Source organism: Bariatricus sp. HCP28S3_A4, assembly GCF_052066395.1.
Taxonomy (GTDB): domain Bacteria; phylum Bacillota; class Clostridia; order Lachnospirales; family Lachnospiraceae; genus Allocoprococcus.
In genome coordinates this window covers 37,292-57,279 of the sequence record NZ_JBQHSE010000024.1, presented here as the reverse complement: position 1 = coordinate 57,279, position 19,988 = coordinate 37,292, and the positions used below count along the sequence as shown (strand labels likewise).

Annotated in this window: 9 protein-coding genes; all 9 read right to left on the bottom strand. The window is 45.1% G+C overall.

What is annotated here, in order from left to right:
* Positions 1–3,951: hypothetical protein (locus ACTNBF_RS12075; RefSeq protein WP_441089339.1), on the bottom strand; the 3,951-nt coding region annotated here is incomplete at its 3' end.
* Positions 3,952–4,258: 307 nt separating this feature from the next.
* Positions 4,259–6,034, bottom strand: coding sequence for an AMP-binding protein (locus ACTNBF_RS12070; RefSeq protein ID WP_441089338.1), 1,776 nt, complete (start codon positions 6,032–6,034; stop codon positions 4,259–4,261).
* A gap of 168 nt (positions 6,035–6,202) precedes the next feature.
* Entirely contained in the window at positions 6,203–7,681 is a 1,479-nt protein-coding gene (locus ACTNBF_RS12065; RefSeq protein ID WP_441089337.1) for a hypothetical protein, read from the bottom strand.
* A 171-nt stretch (positions 7,682–7,852) separates the two neighbouring features.
* Positions 7,853–9,460, bottom strand: coding sequence for a SpaH/EbpB family LPXTG-anchored major pilin (locus ACTNBF_RS12060; protein ID WP_441089336.1), 1,608 nt, complete (start codon positions 9,458–9,460; stop codon positions 7,853–7,855).
* A 38-nt stretch (positions 9,461–9,498) separates the two neighbouring features.
* Positions 9,499–11,619 carry a DUF7601 domain-containing protein gene (locus ACTNBF_RS12055; protein WP_441089335.1) on the bottom strand — a complete coding sequence of 707 codons (2,121 nt, stop codon included), beginning with the start codon at positions 11,617–11,619 and terminating at the stop codon, positions 9,499–9,501.
* Positions 11,607–15,680: a leucine-rich repeat domain-containing protein gene (locus ACTNBF_RS12050; RefSeq protein ID WP_441089334.1), complete on the bottom strand. Its 4,074-nt coding sequence runs from the start codon at positions 15,678–15,680 to the stop codon at positions 11,607–11,609. The genes ACTNBF_RS12055 and ACTNBF_RS12050 overlap by 13 nt, the downstream gene beginning before the upstream one ends.
* 24 nt (positions 15,681–15,704) lie before the next feature.
* A complete protein-coding gene (locus ACTNBF_RS12045) occupies positions 15,705–18,458 on the bottom strand; it encodes a hypothetical protein (RefSeq protein WP_441089333.1) in 2,754 nt (917 codons plus the stop codon).
* Entirely contained in the window at positions 18,425–19,333 is a 909-nt protein-coding gene (locus ACTNBF_RS12040) for a class C sortase (protein ID WP_427806004.1), read from the bottom strand. The genes ACTNBF_RS12045 and ACTNBF_RS12040 overlap by 34 nt, the downstream gene beginning before the upstream one ends.
* Positions 19,330–19,875 carry a hypothetical protein gene (locus ACTNBF_RS12035; protein WP_441089332.1) on the bottom strand — a complete coding sequence of 182 codons (546 nt, stop codon included), beginning with the start codon at positions 19,873–19,875 and terminating at the stop codon, positions 19,330–19,332. The genes ACTNBF_RS12040 and ACTNBF_RS12035 overlap by 4 nt, the downstream gene beginning before the upstream one ends.
* Positions 19,876–19,988 lie beyond the last annotated feature (113 nt).

Here is a 19,988-nt window from a genome sequence, read left to right as displayed (position 1 = left end):
TGCCGTTGCAGTGTAAATTGTTGCTCCTGCTTCTGTACAGCTTGCGCTTACCGGGGTTTCTTCAACTTTCGCTTCAATCACTTCGGTTGCTTCGCCACATTTTGTACAGGTTAGTACTAATGATGCTTGCTTATGATCTTCTGACCATGTCCATGCCTCGTGTTCTGCATCATTGCCATCCTCTACATAGGAATGACCCTGTGCTTCAATTACATCTGTCTTTTCATCAGTTACCGTTCCAAGTACAGTTCCGTCTTCAGCCTTAACAGTTGCCGTTGCAACATACACATTTGTTCCATCTGCTACACATGTTGCCGGAACACTCTCTTCACTCGGTACAACCTCAACTGTGGTCTCTCCCTTAAGTTTCTGTCCACAAACTTCACATGTAATTTCACCAACAGTTACATTATAAGGAACTTCCGCTTCTTCATCTTCATTAGATGTCCAGGTAAACTCAGCCGTATAACTATGCTCGCCAGCTTCCTGCTTCACTTTATTTGTTGCAGTATACTTATATGTTACTTTGCCCACAATGACTTCGCCTTCAGCTGTATATACATCAGTAACACCTTTTGAACATTCACCTTCATGTCCAGTAACTTCTGCTTCTGCTGTTGTTTCTTCAGCTAATCCTACAGAAATAGTATCATCATTTAACAGGCAGTCTAACTTACTCTTCTTTTCCGGACAAACAGATGAACACTGTAAATTAGAAAATGTTACAGATGAAGAATCTTCACTCCACTGCGCGTCTGTAGGCTCATATGTATGGCCATGGTGTTCAACAGCGTAATCCCAGATTTTCTTTTCTTTTTCATATTCTGCCTTCTGTTTATCAGAGCTATCCTCACTAGGCTTTGTAGGTTCTTCAATTGCAAATCCACAAACAGTGCAGACATAGCAATAACCAGTATTCCAATTTCCATCACTATCTTTTGTATAATACGTTTCATCAAAACGTACATAATGATGATCGCAAGCTGTATCTTCATTTACAACACGTGTTCCCGTCTCAACAGCACCACACTTCGTACAACGATTTTCTGTATATCCATCACGTCCACAGAATGTTTCTGTTACAGTTTCATAATTATGTTCACAAGTTGTTCCCATTTCAATAGTATCAACAAAAACAGCACTCCACATGAACTCGTCATTGTCATTCGTTTCTTTGCTATATCCCATTTCAGCGAGTTGTTCATCACTGTAATCTGAATCTTGCGTATAATTGCTGTAATTTGGATTATAATTACTTTCCTCAAATTCATATCCATAACTTGTAGTATCATTTACTGCATTCTTACCTGAAATGAACCCAAGGTTTGTCGCGATAGAAACATACATATTTCCATCATTTTTAATTGTCATTGCTGCAATTGGATGATTCGTAAATGTGAAATCAGGTGTTACTCCCTCCTTAGGAACAGAGAACGCCATTCCACCAAACGGATTTGTATTATCTCTTACTCCAGATACTACATTGTATTCCTTAACAATTTCAACTTTACCTGAACTAATTTCATAGCTCAGGATGCAATTACTAAGATTGAAGTAAAGTTTGCCATTATACAATGCTGCTGTAAGTTTGATAGAAGGATAAATATCACAATCATCTTTATAACGCGCAAACAGATCTGTTAACAATTCATTTTCCACCATACCATCTGATTCAGGATCATAAACCAGCGCAGAAGTAGTATCATCATTATCATCCTTTGGATTAAACTCAATTAATGTGGTATAAGCCGTATCGGCTCCGCCCTCTACAACATCGGGATCCGTAATCCGATGATATACAAGTTTGTATTCAGGATCTGACCCTTCCAACAAAGCTTCAAAATCCGATTCAGTCATGTTTCCCGGATCCATGTTCTGGAACTCTCTCATCATAGAAAGTTGATCCGTAGAATCATATAAATAATAAAAGTTCGTTCCATCAGAATATGCATTACTTGAGATACGTGCAAACCACGAATCTTCATATGAATCATCAGTCACACCTTCAGCAGAATACAACGACGCAATCTCTTCCATATTTCCGTCATACATTTCTACCGCTGTCTTATGGCTGAACATAAAATACATGTGATTCATCGTTCCATCGATTTCAACACGGTCACGAGACATACACTCTACATAGATATCTGTATAACATGGATCAACATAATACCATTTTCCACCAACCTTTACAGCATTCCAGAAGTGAACCTCACCAAAATTTCCCGGCTCACCAAACATCGATGTCTCCGCAGCAAAAGTAATCCGAACCATATCAACAACGTAATCTTTATTAATATCAAGATTACCATCGTCATCATAATACAATTCTTTAGGAGTCTTCCAGTTTTCTGACACACTCAAATCTGTCTGCCCCTCAACTGCATAATACTCCGGCATCATATACTGTAACAGATAAGCAAATGCTTTCGAATAACCTGCACAAACACCGGTTCCTTCTGCAAGAATACCGATATGGTTTCCTTCCCATGCGCCAAGAATACCTTCTGTAAGACCTATTGCAGCTTGTTCTGCAAATTTCGGAATTGCCTGATTCGGTTTGATTTTTATAGGATCACCATTTTCATCTGTTTCACCAGTATCTACAATCGCCTCATTTTCCATTGTGTATTGAGTCAGCTGTTCAACAGTCATTGTAACTCCCTGTTGCACTTCAACGCCCTCATTTTCGGCCTTGCTTATGAAGTCGTCTGCCCCATTACTAATCTGTTCTGCTGCTTCTGGTCCAAAATTAGTTTTAACAAATCCTTCCGCATCTTCTGAAATGGCATCAGCATTTTTATTCATATAATTTTTTGCCACTTCGTTCGCCGCAGCCTTTTCATCCTCCGTTGCGGCAGATTCCGCTTTTCCAAGTGCTTGCTGATAAATGATATTCTTAATAGCACCTTCATAATACTGCTGACGAAGATCCGCTTCAATGCCTGCAAAAATCTGATCATGGAACTGCTTTGTTATCTGATCTGTATACAGTTCATGCATTGCACTATAAATTTCATCATAATGCTCATGTTCCTTAGATTCTTGTGCTACCATGATAGGATTACCCTTATCATCCTGCATGATATATGACATATCGAAGGTAGCATTATGCGCAATCCAGTCATTCAGAACGAGCATTTTCTGAGCCATTGTCTCAGCACCGGATTTTTTTACTTCCGCCAATGCTGCATTACGTTTTTTAGCAATAGCATCTCCATAGAATTTGACACCAAACTGATCAGCATAGTAAAAGTTCTGAATCATTCCCATAAGATCATCGAAACTATACTTACCAGATCTTACATCTTCAATCGGCACATCTGCCAGAACCAGCATCTCTCCCAGAACTCCAAGTCCATCTTTCTCACTATCATTATAAGAGAGGAAGAATGGGAGCTGTACACCAAGTACATTAGCATTAGCTGCCCACTGATCCTGATAGTTTTCCCACATAGTCAGAACCTGCTGAATTTGCTCTTTTGTTAAGGGGACTGACTTTCCTTCCTCATCCAGAACTGTCATACCTTGCAGTTCTTCCTCAATGGTGCTCATCACAGGATCATTCTCATCTACTGTAACGTCTTCTTCCACCGGTACACTGTACGGTGTTACACCTGACACATCAATATCTTCCGCATGTACCGTATACCCTGTAAAATTCTCCTCAATCGGAGTAACTGTAGGCTGTTCTTCTTCCTGCTGTGCCTCCGGTTCAGTTGTATCCGGATTCGTCGGTTCCGGCTGCGTTGTTTCTTGTTCTTCGGCCACCGGTTCAGTCGTCTCGCCAGCAGCGTCGGCGGGTTCTTCTGTCTCCGGGCTCTCTGTCGTAACAGCAGTTTCATTTTCTGTATCGTCAGCTGGGGTCGCATATACAGGGAACGAAATCATACTGAACGTCATAGAGACGGAGAGGAGAAGACTCGCTAGTTTCTTCATCCTTTTTTTCATAATTTTCCTTCCTTTATTAATTATTTGTTGAAAAGTTACCACAATCTGTGCAAATGCACTGACTGCACGAACAACTTTTCCACGGATTATTGTGGACAAAAGCTGTTCACATTTCACTTTACTGCAAACCTAGCTGACTTGATGTTTCACATTATTACCCCCTCCGGATGCAGTAAAAGGCGCAGAAATGCTACTCTAAGATTAGCATGAATTCTACTTGTTTTCAAGCAGAAATATACCCAATTTATTCCACTAAATGTTGTCACATTTTTCAACAAAGTTATACCCAAATTTGTCCACCGACATGCTATGCATATTTTTCTTTCTTTTCCTTTTTCTTGCTTTCTTCTCCGAATCCACTTGCCAGGATCTCACTCTTAAGTCCAAGACGATTGGTTTTGAAATGGAAGAATGGGCGTTCCGGCAGTTCCGTGATTCGAACCGGCTGCATATGTTTCTCAAGGCAGGCCCGGATCTCATCTTCAACATCTTCAACCGAATATCCCTCTTCCAGCATGACATACAGATACGGAAGATGATATCCACTATGCTTGTTATCCGGTGCCACCACGAAGAATTCATCATGGATTCCTGCGATATTTGCATCTGCTACCAAATTTTCCATTTGAAGAGTTGCCAGATCCCCACCGCCATAGCGTGGTGCTGCTCCGCGGGTGAATGCATGCACGCTTCCGTCTTCTTCCATGTATCCGATGTCTCCGGTATGAAGCCAGATTCTGCCATCTGCATGCTTCTGGAGCACATCCGCTGTCGCTTCTTCTGTATCATATCCGAGCATGACACCTGGGCCGCATTCACAGATCTCCCCAAGCTGATTGTATCCCAGTTCTTCCTGTGTTCCCGGTTTGAAGATGCTGATCATGCTCAGCGGAAGCGGAATACCGACATTACCATTTGCCATTTCCTTGTCTGACATAGGAAGAGTCATATTGGAACCGCCTTCACTGCATCCGTATGCAACGGTAAATCGAACATTACAGTTATGGGCATTCAGGAATTTCTGCGCATTCCGGATCTGCTTGTTATTATAGGATTCGCATCCCACTCCCGAAGCAAGCAGATGTGACATATCGTAATCCTCCGGGACACGGCCGTTATACATGAGAATCTCCATGAACATCGGAATGGTCGGCCATGCATTTGGGCGATAACGCATCACTTCCAGATCCACATCGATCGGATCACAGAACGGATCCAGAATCAACAATTTATTGGATGCCATTGGCATTAATATCATGGACACAACCACCGCTACGAGAGCAGGCGGCAGCGCGGTCACCAGCCAGGTCGGGCGGAACGCATCGGAACCCGCATAGAAATTCATCTGATGAATGGTTCCGATCATGGTATAGGAAGAATGGATCACCTGTTTTGACGGGCCGGTGGAACCACTTGTGTATGCACGAAGCAGGGGACGATTCACATCCACCGGTGCTTCTACCGTTCCGGTATATTCATTTCCAAGTTCCATAAATTCATCCCAGCTCATAGAGGCCGGTCCATGTGCTTCCTGCCCGGCATAATTGTTGTCCAGACATTTCTGAATATAATCCGGCATATCGCTCCGGCTGCAGGAATTGCAGGGATTCACGAGAACCACTTTCTTCGTCTCACTTCCAGCCAGATATGCTTCCAGCTCATTCTGTTGGAGAAAATCATGTGCTACGATCGCCTTCGCACCGGATTTGGCAACGGCTTCCACATTTTCTTCCAACGTATTATCTCTGCAAAGCAGGGAGGCACCAATCTTCTCTGCCCCCAGAAGCAGATACACGAATTCCGGAACCGAACGCAGGAATACCGGAATCTGATCATTCTCTCCAAATCCCAATGCACTCAGAGAGCGAGCTGCCGCTTCTGCATTCTCAAATACTTCCCGCCAGAGAATATCCGCTCCGTAATAATGCATCGCCGCGACCTCATCTCCCGGGCAATTCATTTTCAAATATTCATTGACTGTACACTTCGGTACCTCTAATCCACTGATTAACGCTTCCGGATAATATCTCATCCACGGACGATCTACACTTGGTTTCCCGGTCATTTTCTCATTCACATTCATCACAACTAACTCCTTCTTGTATTTTCTGTATTTGCTGTAAAAACTGTTACCAGTGTAGCACAGTGTAAACAGGAACACACGGGAGTCATTTTGACAAAAAACAGAAGCGTGTGATTCATTTCGAATTACACGCTTCCATTTATTCACATCGTGCCATATTATTTCTGATTATTCCATGTTCATGACCATTTCCATTCCGTGCATCATGTGCTTTACATAATCAACAATGGCTTCTTTTTCGTAAATCACAACATTATCTTCATATTCCCAGCACGTTTCAAATGACTGTTCCAGTATTTTCTGCATGTCAAACCGGTTCACTAACATCATATTATTCGGACTTCCCACATTTTTCAGCCGTATACAGGAAATCGTATCCGACAGAAATATACATTGATCATCTGCGAATTCAAAATCAGAAATGAATTTACCATAAACCAGACGGATTTCCAGATTTTCATAATTTTCACACAAAGCCAGCATGTGCTTCATATATTTCATTCTCTGTTCCGCACTCAGATAAACTTTATGATTATAGAAATCCACACTGTGTGCTGTAACCAGATTCGAAAACGCCGTTTCATAAATCATCATCCGGATATGTGATTCTTCCATCACCTTTTTCGCAAGCCGATGCGTGTTTCGAACCACCTCAACGCTCGTCGTCAATTTTCCGGTAAGACTTAATTCTTCCAGAATTTCTTCAAAAAGCTCATCCGGAAGGAAATGCTCCGTCAAATGCCCGATGACCCATCTCAGATTCGGTGACAGGAGATTATGTACATAATCGTGCTGAAGCAAGAGATCACTCATCTGAACTCTTCGGAAAAGGAGACGCTCTTTACTGCAGAATGCCTTCATATTTTTATAAATTGTATTACAATTATCCACTTCTTCACTCAAAGCAACTGAGATGCATCTGTCAGTGTTAATAAGAAGTCCGCTAATTACGAAATCATCCTTCACCGCAAAGATAAGCCGACCTGCCGCTTGTTCGTCGCCGTAGAGTTGGAAATCAACAAACGTGTTATCCGTGAGAAGATGGATCAGGAATAACGTGTCATAAAGATAATCCCATTTTTCCAGCTGTATATTCAGAATCATGGAATAATGCACGTCAGGATATCCTCTGTGATCCGGGATATGCTCATTCTCGATCATCGTAAACTGAATCCGGTATTCATGATCCACCGACATCAGATCCATGACCGCCACAACATCCAGCGAATTAACCCTTCGCAGAACCGGGTGATGCATTTTCCCGATGTATTGCGACAGATTCAGTTCCGGGAAAAATAATGTCTTGGGTGCCACATCATTGCCGGTATTCTTCTTCATCTCATTTACATAATTGTATTCCGCCATTATATTATCCAGAATCGCGCTCTTCAGATCCCCGATATTATCCACCTGATAATTCTCCATGAGACTTCTTCTTCCCGCTTCGCTGGCATTATTGACAATGCATTTGCTGATTCCATCCAGTATTTTCCTGGATGACTTTTCTGCCGGAATCATGCGCCCGCTCACCCATTTACTGATATAGGATACATCGTACTGCAGCTCCTGTGCCAGTGTATTATTCTTCAGTTCTGCTTCTGTCATCAGATTATTCAATAATTTGCTGAATCGATTCTTTTCTTCCATGCTTTCCTGTCCCTCATTTTCACATGATATATATTCAGAGCCCGGCTGATTTGTTACCTGCATCCGAAGTTATATAATATGAACTTTCACCAAATTCATTAAAAATACATACCTTACTTCTCATTACTATACCATTATTTGAGGAGATTGTAAATTATTGATATCATTTCATCAAAGTTTCATCTTTTTAACCATAATTCCGGAAAGGATCAAGATTCCCACAATTCCTATTCCCAGAAAGATCATGATGCCAATCCCGCCTGTTTCCGGTAGCGAAAAGCCCTTCTGATTCTCCACCGCAACCGTGGAAATACCGGAATCCGTATTAAGTTTTGTCACGAATGATCCATCTGTCGCTGTTATTTCTTTATCATTCACTTTGAGTGTAAATGTGCCTGTTGCAACTTGATTCATTTCGGATGCTGTAATTTCAATTTTGACTGGATTTGCAAGCAGAGTATAGCCTGCAGGTGACTGTGTTTCTTTCAGATAATAGATTCCTTCATCAAGACGGGAGAATTGCAGTTTTCCGTCTTCGTCCGAAGTTGCTGTCCCGATTTTGTTTTCTGCGGACAGATTCTCGTTCGAGTAAAGCTCAAACACGGCTCCTTCCAGGGCAGCAGATGGTTTTGCAAATTTCTCCACCTCGATGCCAAAGCTGTAGACTTTGATTTCAGCCGATTCGGCCTGGGCATCTGTTCCCGGTTTGTTGTGATACTCAAGGACAGCCTGGTTTGAATTTCCTGTGATTCCCATCACTGCCTTGTCATTCACTTTGGCAAAATAAGTCACTTCCACAGCTTTCCCAAGGTTCTGCTTAATATAATCCGGCTGGAACTGTATGCTTAGATCTTCCGCTGTGCCGGTCTTGTTTTCTGCCGTGAATGCATAGGTATCTAATGATGCGCTGATCGGGATCCCGTCTATCTTGATCGTAACAGGGTGTGTGGTATCATTCAGAATTTCCAGTCCGTCGCTCATCGTATCTTTGATTATGAATTTCGGGTTGGTGTAATCTTCTGTATATTCCGGAATCGAAGTTTCTATGACATATTGTACGTAGTCTCCTTCTTTCACACTTCCGTCTTCAGAGTCCGCCAGCTTCTTATCAATGGATATTTCTGCGCTTTTCGGAGCAACTGCCACATCATAGACCCATTTTGTTCCTGCCGCATTGCTCTGGTAATTATCGGTTGAGGGAATTGACACCAGGAATGGCTTTCCTGCCACATAACCGTCCGGCGCTTTCGTCTCTACTATCAGATAATAACCAAGTGCCAGATTCTCAAAGGTATAGGTTCCGTCTGTTTCTGCAGTAATCCCGGAGGCAGTCGGCGTTTGCTCTGCGGCAGCCTGCTCCAGTCGTATCGCAAGTGCATCCAGTTCTGCAGCCGAATAACTGCCGAACAATTCATCAGGCTGAACCGTTTTAAGTACGTCCTGATACGCTGCTACTTTCTCAAATGATGCAAATTCTCCCACTGTACTTCCCGGAATCAAGCTCATGATTTTATAAATGGAGTATCTGGCACCGCCAATCGGAACCGCCTGCCCTGTCTCCTTACTCATTCTCTTGATGACCAGGCTCCCCGTCGTCTGCGTTCCGTCGATGATGGAATTGGCTGTCTCGGCAGCCTTTACCTGCATCGGTATCATCGCCGCCATTTCGGACGCATTCATTCCGGTCAGAGCAAGTGCCATTACCGCAGCCGCCCACTGCATGCTTTTTTTCTTGTTTTTCCTTCCTGCCGCTTTGTTTCTTGTCATTTGTTTCATCATTGTTTCTTCTCCTTTTCTTTTATTTTCAAACAACATCCTCACTGATTTGCACGATGAGAACATTGCTTTTTATAGAGCAATGTGCCAATCGTAAGACCCAGCATACCAAGTGACGTGAACAGGAATACACCTGTTCCGCCTGTCATCGGGAGCATAAAATTTCTGCTGTTATAAACGGTAATATAGGCTTCATCATCTCGATCCTGATACAGCTTCGTATAAATCTGCCCCGCTTCATCCGCTCCCAAAAGGCTGTCATCAACCGTCACTTCCATATTTGCCCCTACACGCATAACATCGATTTTGATTGGGTTTTCCCACAGCCGATATCCTTCCGGTGACCGGATTTCCTTCAAATAATAGGTTCCTGCCTTTAAATCAGAAATAATTGCCATGCCATCCGCTCCGCTCACAAAAGGCTCCTCCCTTACCGCATTGGTAAGCGCCGCATCCCGATAGAGCATAAAGGATGCACCTTCCAGTGGCTGTCCATCTGTAGTTTTTTTAGTCAGATACAGATCGAGTTCTTTACACAAATACAGATTTACAAATGTAAACTGCAAGCCCTCTTCCGTCAAAATCCCTTCCTGAACTTTCTGGCCATCTTTCGCCACATATTCAATGGAAAGCTGCGATTCTTCTACTTTATATTCTCCATAATCAAGTCCGGTAAATCTCACCGTCTCGTTAGCCTTGATGGTAAACTTTCCTTCTGCATCGGTCTGCCCGGTCAATTCCGTATCGCCCGAGCTGATTACAAAATCCGCATTTTTCACAGGTTCATAGACAGATTCCTGCTCATTTTCACTGAGTTTCTTCCTATATAAAAGGAAACCGAATTCATCCTGTGCGAATACCGCTGTTCCTTTCACATTTTCAACTACTTTCGTCACACTTAAGGTCCCCGCATTCGATTCCTTCCTATTTATAAAGGGAAGCACTTCCACACCATCAAAAACCATTTTATCTGTATATCCTCTGGAATCTGCAGGCAGCACCTGAACATAGTCCGGATTCGCAATTTCCGAAACATTGTAAATTGTTCCCGGCTCTCCGCCGATAAAAACAGCCGTCTGTCCGTGACACATCAGGAAGCTTCCATCCTTTTCGGTCTGATGAACCAGGTCATCAACAAGTTTTCCATCCACGGTCCGATACAGATAATATGCCGCGTCCGCCCAGACAGTCCGGTCGGCTTTCGTAAGCAGAAACCGGAATTCTTCGGTCGACTCACCGCCTTCTACTTCTTTACTGACTGCAAAAGAAACATTTTTGTTATTAAAATTTACAATCGTTCCGGGCGCAGTGACCGTTCCTTCTAAAGAGGTCTCTTTGGTGCTGTACCATCCGTCTTCCGGCTTCTCGGTAACCAGATAATCTATATCCGTCGGTATCTCCCGAAATACAGCCGTGCATCCGCCTTTTATCTTAAATATGCCCTCCGAATCCGTTACTCCTTTATCCAACAGTTCATCCGTTCTTGAATCATGTATTTCATATTGTTCCAAAGAGAATTTCCGGCCATCCAGCTGTAATTGAAAGGAAAACCAGGGCGTTTCCGGCATTTCATACCCCTCCGGAAAGGAAATACTCTTTTGAATCATCAGATTTGCCGTATCCCGATCACTTTTGGGAATATAAAGATTCACAAAATTCACATATGCTCCGGAAGGCGGCACCGTTCCGACCGCAGCGCTTTCTCCCTGCGGCTGGATCTGAACGTAATCTTCGACCGGCTGCTCTGTCACTTCATACCTGACTCCCGAACCCACATATTCAAACAATGCCGTCTGGCCCGCCTTCAGTGCAAACGTTCCGGAACGGTCCGTCTGAAATCGTTTTCGATTCCCCAGGATATCCCGATCAAAGATTTCCTCATCCTCTTTATCAAACACTCTATATTCCAACCTTTTCGCCAGTTCTCCATCCAGCTTCAATACAAAGGAAAATTCCTGATCTTCCGGCGGATCATATCCTTCCATGGCGGTTTTCACCTGTTTTTTAATGTACAGATCCGGTGCCTCATTCCTGCTGTTTTCAAATATCACTCCCGGTATATCTTCTTCGGCCTGTACAAACACAACCATCATCCCCAGGCAGGAACCGATCAAGATACAGAACATCATTATTTTTACAGTAAGAATTCTTATTCTTTCCATAGTATCCCTACCTTTCCTTTCGGAAAATTCCACGGAGAACCTTCAACAGAATCCTTCGGCCTGTCAATATAGATCGTGGTAAGTCCGGTACAATCATAAAATGCACTTTCCCCAATGGTCTGAATACTGGAAGGCAGATTCAGCTGGCCTTTCAACCCATAGCAGCTGTGAAAAGCCCTTCCCCCTATCGTCTCCAGATGATTTCCTATTTTCAGATCCTCCAGGACTTCACAGGAAGCGAACGCGTAATCTCCGATACTGGTAATCTGATCGGTCAGCCATACCTTTTTCAATCCTTTACAAGCAAAGAAAGTCCGCGTTTCAATCCGTGTGATATCCTCCGGAATAACAACCTCTGTAATTCCATGGCAATTGTTAAACACCCGTTCTCCCATAACTGTACCGCTCCCCGGCATAACAAGCGTTCCGGTAAATCCCATGCAGGCTCCGAAGGCATCGCTTCCTATCTCTTTTACTGTTTCCGGTATTTTCAGTTCTCCCGTAAGAGATCTGCAGCCCGAAAATGCGGATTCGCCTATGGTCACGACACTTTCCGGAATCTCCAGTTCTCCGGTCATATAATTGCATTCCATAAAAGCCCGGTTTCCAACCGACTTAAGTGCCTTCGGCAAAACCAGATCGCTTTCCAGCCCTCTGCAAAGGTAGAATGCGTCATCTCCTATAGTCTTAATCGTATCCGGGAACGTAATTCCGGTAATACTCTTATTTCTGTAAAATGCTTTCTCTCCGATTCCTGCCACAACATACACTTTTCCATCCTTTAAGATCATTTTCGGTATCACAACATCCCCGCTGTTCAGCTTCACCTTCTGACGGGTGGATGCGTCAACCACGCCTTGATTCACCATAGCCTGTGTAAGGATGATTTCCTCGATCTGCCCTTCCGGGATCTCACGGCGGATCAGCATTCGGTTCCTCCCGAGCTTGACCGTATTTTTCTCGGAAGTCCCGCTCAGTTTTCTAAGTACATAGGACGCTTCCCCCTGTTCGGACACGGTCCACAAGGTATCGCCCGGGACTTCCAGCCGGGCATACTGGCCCGCCTTCATCTGTATCTCTCCTTCTGCACCGGTTATTCCTTCACCCTCCACTTTTCCGCTTTTCCTGTCATATATCCGATATGGAATGCCGGCTGCTGCCCGCTCTGCGGCTATGTCTTCCGGTTTTGTCACCGGATTCTTCCGAATCGAGATTACCTGTTTCAGATTCATAACAAAAATCTCATCGGAAGCTCCATCCATTTTCTTCTCTATATCCATAGCGGCATCACAGTTTCCGTTCACGAAAGCGATCGCCCGTTCCGGCTCCAGATCCCAGCTGTACTCCACAAGATTCTCCTCTGTTCCGTATCCCACCAGAAATCCCCAGCTCTCATCCGATTCTTCTGTCAATTCAACAATTCTCAGATCTCCTTCTGATGCATTTCCATATTGGTTCAGGTAGACCCGATCTTCACAAAATTGAATATAAGGAAATTCATTCGCTGTTTTAGTCAGTATAATCTTTCCTTCCTTTCCTGTCTTTAGGATTTCGCTACAGGTTATGCCTGCCGCGTCAAAGGACAGATACTCGGTCCCTTCCGCCGGGCTCCATCCGGCTCCGTCATACTGTTCCACACGCCATACCAGCCTTGCTCCCTCAGGTACCTCTTCACTTCCGATCTGCATACGCTTCTGCGCCATACTGCCGGTCATTTCCATGGTTTCTACTTTATTGATAATCGAAGCAAACGCCATCTCATTCAGTTTTCCCTTAACAGGCTGATTTCCCCTGGGTGTATCCTGACTGATGATCATCCATTTATTGTCCTTCCAGTAACGGATCTGGTGCCGAGATTCTTCCACCTCTTCCAGCGAATATGACACAATATCCTTCATCTGTTTACTGGTCAGGTAAACCAGATCCCACGGTTCTATCGTCAAAGCACCATCCGAAGAATCACTTGCCTTCGACCAGAATATACTCCCGCTGGTGCCATCCGGATGAATGGACTTCACATACTGGCTGGAGGTCGGCCACTGATATGTATTTCCGCCTTTATCCGTCACGCGAAGCACCATCTTCACCGCGTGCTTTTTTACAGATGATGCCTTTGCCTTCACTTCTTCCACATATGTTTTGGAATCATCATCCTTGCCGACATATGTTTTCCCGATCAGAAGCCCTCCGCTTTTTCCGTTCATGATGATAATTTCTGTATCATCTCCCAGCTCACCCTCCCATGGTTTTTGGGAAGGAGGATAGATCTGCGGATAATACACATCTTTCGTCTCTGTAACGGTGATTTCATCACCCCGGAGGCCCGCTTCCTCAAAAATGGCCGTCTGACCGTCCTTCAGTCGGAACTGTCCATTTGCATCCGTCCTGTGATCTCCATCCACCGTCTCGCCCTGCTCCGTAAGAGTATATGGATACTCACTCAGGAGTTCTCCTCTTACCGTCACCGTCATCGTGAATAACCGTTCTTCCAATTCTGCAGCCTGCTGCGAATCCGTCGCATCATAGATCACTTGTTTGGACACCGAGAAGGATCGTTTCCGATAATCATTGGTAATCACCATCTCTTTCTTACTGCTGTAAAGCGGCATAGTAATCTCGTCCGTCCCCGGATTGACTTTCTCGTAAAGCTCCCCGCTTACCGTTTCTTCCACCAGATAGGTCTGTTCCGCCTCCAATCCTTCTATTTTCACCGTTTTTCCACCGCATACGCAGGTGAAGCTTCCATCCGGGTTCAAGATACCCTCTGCTTTGGTCTCCTCTCCTTCTTCCAGTAATACCCAGTGCTTTCCGCCAACAGGATTTCCTTCTGAATCGGTGATACGAAATGTAAATGCCTGCGTGCATGCATTTACATCCTGATGGGTGATCTGCTTTGTCAGATACAGATTTTTCCACCGATAAATATTGGTAATACTCGCCGAAGCTCCCTGAACCGGCAGAATCCCTTCAACAGTATCCGTTTTGCAGATCCAATCCGCGTCTTTCTCCACACATTCTTTTACTGTATACTTGGTCCCGCAATCCCCGGGAAAGAGCGCAAGAATCTCCCCTGCTTTGATCTGAAATCTTCCATCACTGTCCGTTTTCCCGATTCCGTTCTGCCCGGACGCTGTAACCTTTTGCGGAATCCCGCCATCCGTCCGCACGCTGTCCACATACCAGAATTCCCGATGGGCATACGGCTCCCCATCTGCCAGGAGCTGGAATGTGAAAATATCTTCCGCTGCCGCATCTCCCTCCGGAACTGCCAGCAATTTCTTCTGCACGTACAATACCGGGCGATAGGTATTTCTCACCTGGACTACCCGTTTTTCTATTCCATCTTCTGAGGTGGTCGCATCCGTCTGTTCAGCTTCCCAAAATGGATTTTCCTCCTCTTCCACCCGAATCTGTGCCACATCTTTCACCCGGAGAAATACCGCCTTTTCTCCTGCCCGAAGTACAAGCTTTCCGTTTGCGTCCGTAGCATAGATCCCATTCACCTGTTCCCAGGTGCCATCGTCTTTGGTACGCCAGAGCTGATATTCCTGATTGGCATATTTGGGTGCATCATCCTCGATTCTTGTTAAATAAAATTCAAACTCCTCTGCTTTGACGGCATCCGGTACCTCCTTCACGAACTGCTTTTCAATTTCCAGAATTCCGCTGCCTCCCAGAGACACTTTCACGGAATTTCCGCTAACGGTATATACACTCTCTGCTCCATTCATCCCCGTCACAGAGTAGAAAACCGGATTATTATATGCATAAATAGCCCCGTTTTCTGTATTTTCAGGTGCTTTCATCTTGATCTGAAATGTCGCCGATTCCATCGAATCGAGTATGAACGCGTCGCCATTTCTTTTATCGCTGATATCCACCGCAACCGCACGTACCTCATCCGCTGTCTTTCCAAGTAACTGCCACTCTTCCTCTGAGTACCATCCATTCGCCGTCGTCAGAACTTCCCCGGGAGACTGTTTTTCTTCGGGCAGCACCGCTTCCCGATCTTCATTGTAATAAACGACCGGTGCAATATCCTGATTTTGTAATCCCTCCAAAACGACTTCCCGAAAGCTCCCGTATCACCAGGAATCTTCAAAATCGATCTCTTCCGGCACTCCTCGTCTGTCGGATGCAGCATGTTCCAGTCTGTCGAAAATCACAATATTTCTCATCGGCTGTGCAGAGGTATTGGTAACCGTTATGTCATAGGTATAGCCGCCCGAAGGTGATACTCTCGCGCTTTTCAGGTACACCCCGAAACGGTCCTCATCCGCGCGGACCAGCTTCTGGATAGCCGACTGGGATGCCAGAGCGATGTCTTCCGTTGCAAGTGTTCTTGCGTAAAGCACATTGCGGATATTGGTGATCCCGTCCTGATTGATGTCGCTTCCCAGACTTTTATAATCCTCCTCAAATCCTTCCGGCACGATGATTCCGTCATCGCAGGCCACTTCGCTTTGCGTTCCCAGAAGCGGCTTTGTATCCTCCTGCCCCGGCATAAAAGCGCAGATATTTGCTTCCGACTGACTGACCTGCTCATCTTTCCAGTCATAATACGCCTGAAAGCTGACGCCCCAGCCTTCCATCCAGTAAGTATACTGATTAGAATTTCTTGTCATCACAGAGGAATCCGTTCCTTGATATGTCAAATGAAAGATTACCATCGTTCTCCCGGTTCCCTTATAATTTTCAATCACATCTCTCTCGGAATCCATTTCCACTTCCACCTGTGTGGTATCCCAGCTTTGTGGTGTATTGTACACACCGGAATAACTCAGATTCTTGAGACGCCCAGCGATCACTTCTCCGGAAGGATCAAATCTCATCCCATATGGAAGAAGATCATAAAATACCAGATGCTTTCTTCCGGGACTCTTCACGCCATTTTGTTTCAAATATACTGCATCCTCATTGGATTCTACCAGGTAGCCATCATGTGCGGTCAGGCAATATTCCACCTGCGCCCTGCCGTTTACCACATCGTTTGTCGTCTTTGCCGTCTTATAAGCTGCCGCATGCATCTGCATTTTGGAAAGCTTAATTGCCGCATCGTCCTGCATCGTCAACTGTCCGCCATCGTGCAGCACCTCGGCGCCGGAACTGTTTTTCAGAATAATCTGGTCCGGATCTGCTGCAAGAAGTTCCTCCATCACCGGGGAATCATAGCGTAGCCGAAGTTGCACATATATTTCGCATGTCGTCTGATAATTGATGCTTTGATGTACCGCCTTGACTTTCCATGGTTTTCTCACAAGCTGCGCCTCTGTAAAAGAATAAGTCATCTCTCCTTCTTCATTCCAACCGACATCTGCGATATGCTCCCATTCCCCGTTTCCCCGCGGATCCGTGTCTGCAAAGACCGCATAAACAGCCAGCTTCTGGTCCACATCCTCATTCTGTTCCGGCTGTTCAAAATCATTTTCCCACACATCATATCCCCGGTCTTTCTGTATGATCTTAACTTCCGAGAAGTAATAATCTTCTCCCGTCATTGCTCTGGCATTTTTTTCGGAAGACAGATAAGCGCAGACGGTATCGTCAAAGGTGCTGACCGTATAGCTGCTTCCCTCCCGATATGTTCCCATCTCGCTTCCGGAAAGCTCATGTGTGTAACCATACCCGCGGCATATACTTTTTGTCGAAAATGGAAATGCTCCTTTATCTTCCTGATTCGCCTTTGCATACCGGAATACTTCCAGCCAGCTCTCCCATGTCTGATCCTGCTCTTTATTCACATTCAGAATATCGCCCGGATAGATCCACTCATATTCTTTGTAAGTCCATGAGGCCGATCCTGTCTTTTTCTGTTCTGGATCTTTTCCGTCTATCGGCATCAGTATCATCGCCGCCTCGTTGTTCAGCACCGTCCCATCCGTGGCTGCCTCTGCCGGATATGCCGTCACTACATAGAGACTTCCGGACCAGGAATCTTGCCTGCCCGACGCCCGTATTTCTACCGTGCCGGCCGAATAATCAATCGGACTTATCACGGTAAATCCCCGCTTTACTTTAATACCGACAATACTCCCTGCCGTCTGGTCCGCAGCCTTCGGTGTTTCTTCCATTTTGAGTGTAAATGGCTGTGTACCATTTCCATTTGCTTTTACTTCCCAGACTACATATTTGTAATTTTCAAAATGTTCCTCGTATTCTTCCGGAAGCTTTCCCGAAAGAAATGCTTCTGCCTGCTTTTTTGTATAAAGTCCGGGCGTATAGCTCTGACCGCTTACATACGTTGTTTTCGTCACACTGCCAAGTGATGCATAGGTGTCCACACGCCCCGTAAGCGGCTTCAGTTCAGCCGTCTCTGTGTCATTTTCTGTAGTCACCTGAATCCTGGGTGTCAGCGACCATTCTGTCATGTCAACAATGTTCATGACAGCCAGGTTCTTATACAATACTTGAAATGCCGCATTTGACCCGGAACACATCTCCTTATAATTGAAAAATACCAGTTCATCCTCTTCTTCATAGTAATTAAACGGCGTATTCTTCCCATCTATCGGATTCTCCGGTGTTCCCGCCGGCACGGCAATATCTGCCGGAAGAATTTCCGTGCCGTCCCGATAGGTGAGCAACACTTTTGGAATCCGGATCTCTACGCTTCCTTCCCCCAGATCCTGATTTGTATGGAACTCCATCTGATATTTCAACGTAAAATCCTGCGTCTTCTTCGTATCGTAGAGGGACGTTTCATTCACATAATACACATCCAGTGTCCAATTTGCCGTATTATCTTCTGCGGACAGTATTCTTGGAACAGCCTGCGCAAGAATAAACACCGCAAAAAGAGCTACCGTCACTTTTTTCCAGATTGATTTTGTTTCCCGCATTTTTTTACCTTTCTCCTCCTTCTCTTTCTTGCTCTGACTGCATCTTCCTTTTTTCCGCAAAAACGTATTATTAGAATCAAAAGCCATACAATCAGTACAATGGACAGGCAAAGCCACCCGTATTCCCGAATCCACCTCTCCATCTCGATTGTCCCGGTGCTTTCTCCTGTGATTTTCTCAAAAGGAACTCTCTTCCCATGAACATACATCCGATGCGTATTCATTCCATACGGTGTGCAAGTGACCAGTGTTGCCAGATCCTCCCCTTTACGGATTGCCAGGGGCCCTGTTTCATCCGGTCTTACCGTTTCTATTTCCGTAATCTGATAAGCCAGGATCTTTTGAAACACATGAATGTAAAAGAGATCGCCTGTTTCCAGTTGATCCAGGTCCGTAAACATCTTTTTGCTGGGTAGTCCCCGGTGTGCGGATATCACCGTATGTGTGTCCGTTCCGCCTACCGGAAGAGAACTCCCCTCCAGGTGACCTGCTCCTTTCTGGAGTGCATTTTCAGAAGTGCCATGATAAATGGGCAGTGTGACCTGTATTTGAGGTATCTCGATCCACCCCATAATCCCTTCTTTTCCCGCGTTTAAAAGTTCCTCATATTCTCGATGGTTCTGAGATGTATTTCCAAAAGGATCTTCCAGCCTCTCTTCCGTTCCCGAGCCAAGGAAACAGTTGTACCTCTCAGCTCTCTCCAATTGTTCCTGCCACATGTTCCGGTCCATTTTTTCAATGGTCTCTTCATACTCTGTCACAGCCTTTCCCTGAACACGGCCGTTATATATACGCGCCAGATAAGGGTAATCCATAATAGCAATACAGCTAAGATAGAAGAAAACAAATACCATCAAAGATACTTTTCTTTTCAACTTTTTTGTTTCCTTTCTACTAAAATAATTAAAATACACAGCATACCCACGGATAACGACACATAGATCACCGCTTCAGATGAATCCCCTGTTTCGATCGGAAGGACATGTGTCTGAATCTGCATTTCCGGCAGCGGCGTTTTATCCTGTTCCAGGCGTTCCGCTTTGGGCGAAACCTTCAGGTCATATTCCCATTTCTCACTCGTTCCATACGGCAGGAACACCAGAAACGGCGCGACATTTCCATAATCGGCAGGGCCTTTCTGCCTGACAAGATAAGCCCCCTGTTCCAGATCGACGATGGCAAGCACCCCATTTTCTCCGGATTCCATCTCTGCAACCAGTGTGTCCTCATTCAACACACCGGTCAGCTTCGCGGCTGCCTCTTCCTGTTCCTCCGCCAGACGGATCCGCTTCAGATTGATCCCCGTTTTCCGGTACCTGTCCAGCAATCGAAAATGAAGGGATGTCTCTGCCTCAACCGTTCCGACTTGATAAATGTCGAAGACAGTATGTTCCGGCCTTGTTCCCAGATCCTTCAATTCGATTGTCAGGCTGCACCGGGCATCTGAATGATAGCTATCCTGTTCTCCGGCGCGTACCGTAACCGTCTGAACAGCAGAGTCAGTAGGAAGAAGAAAGCCAGACCTTTCGA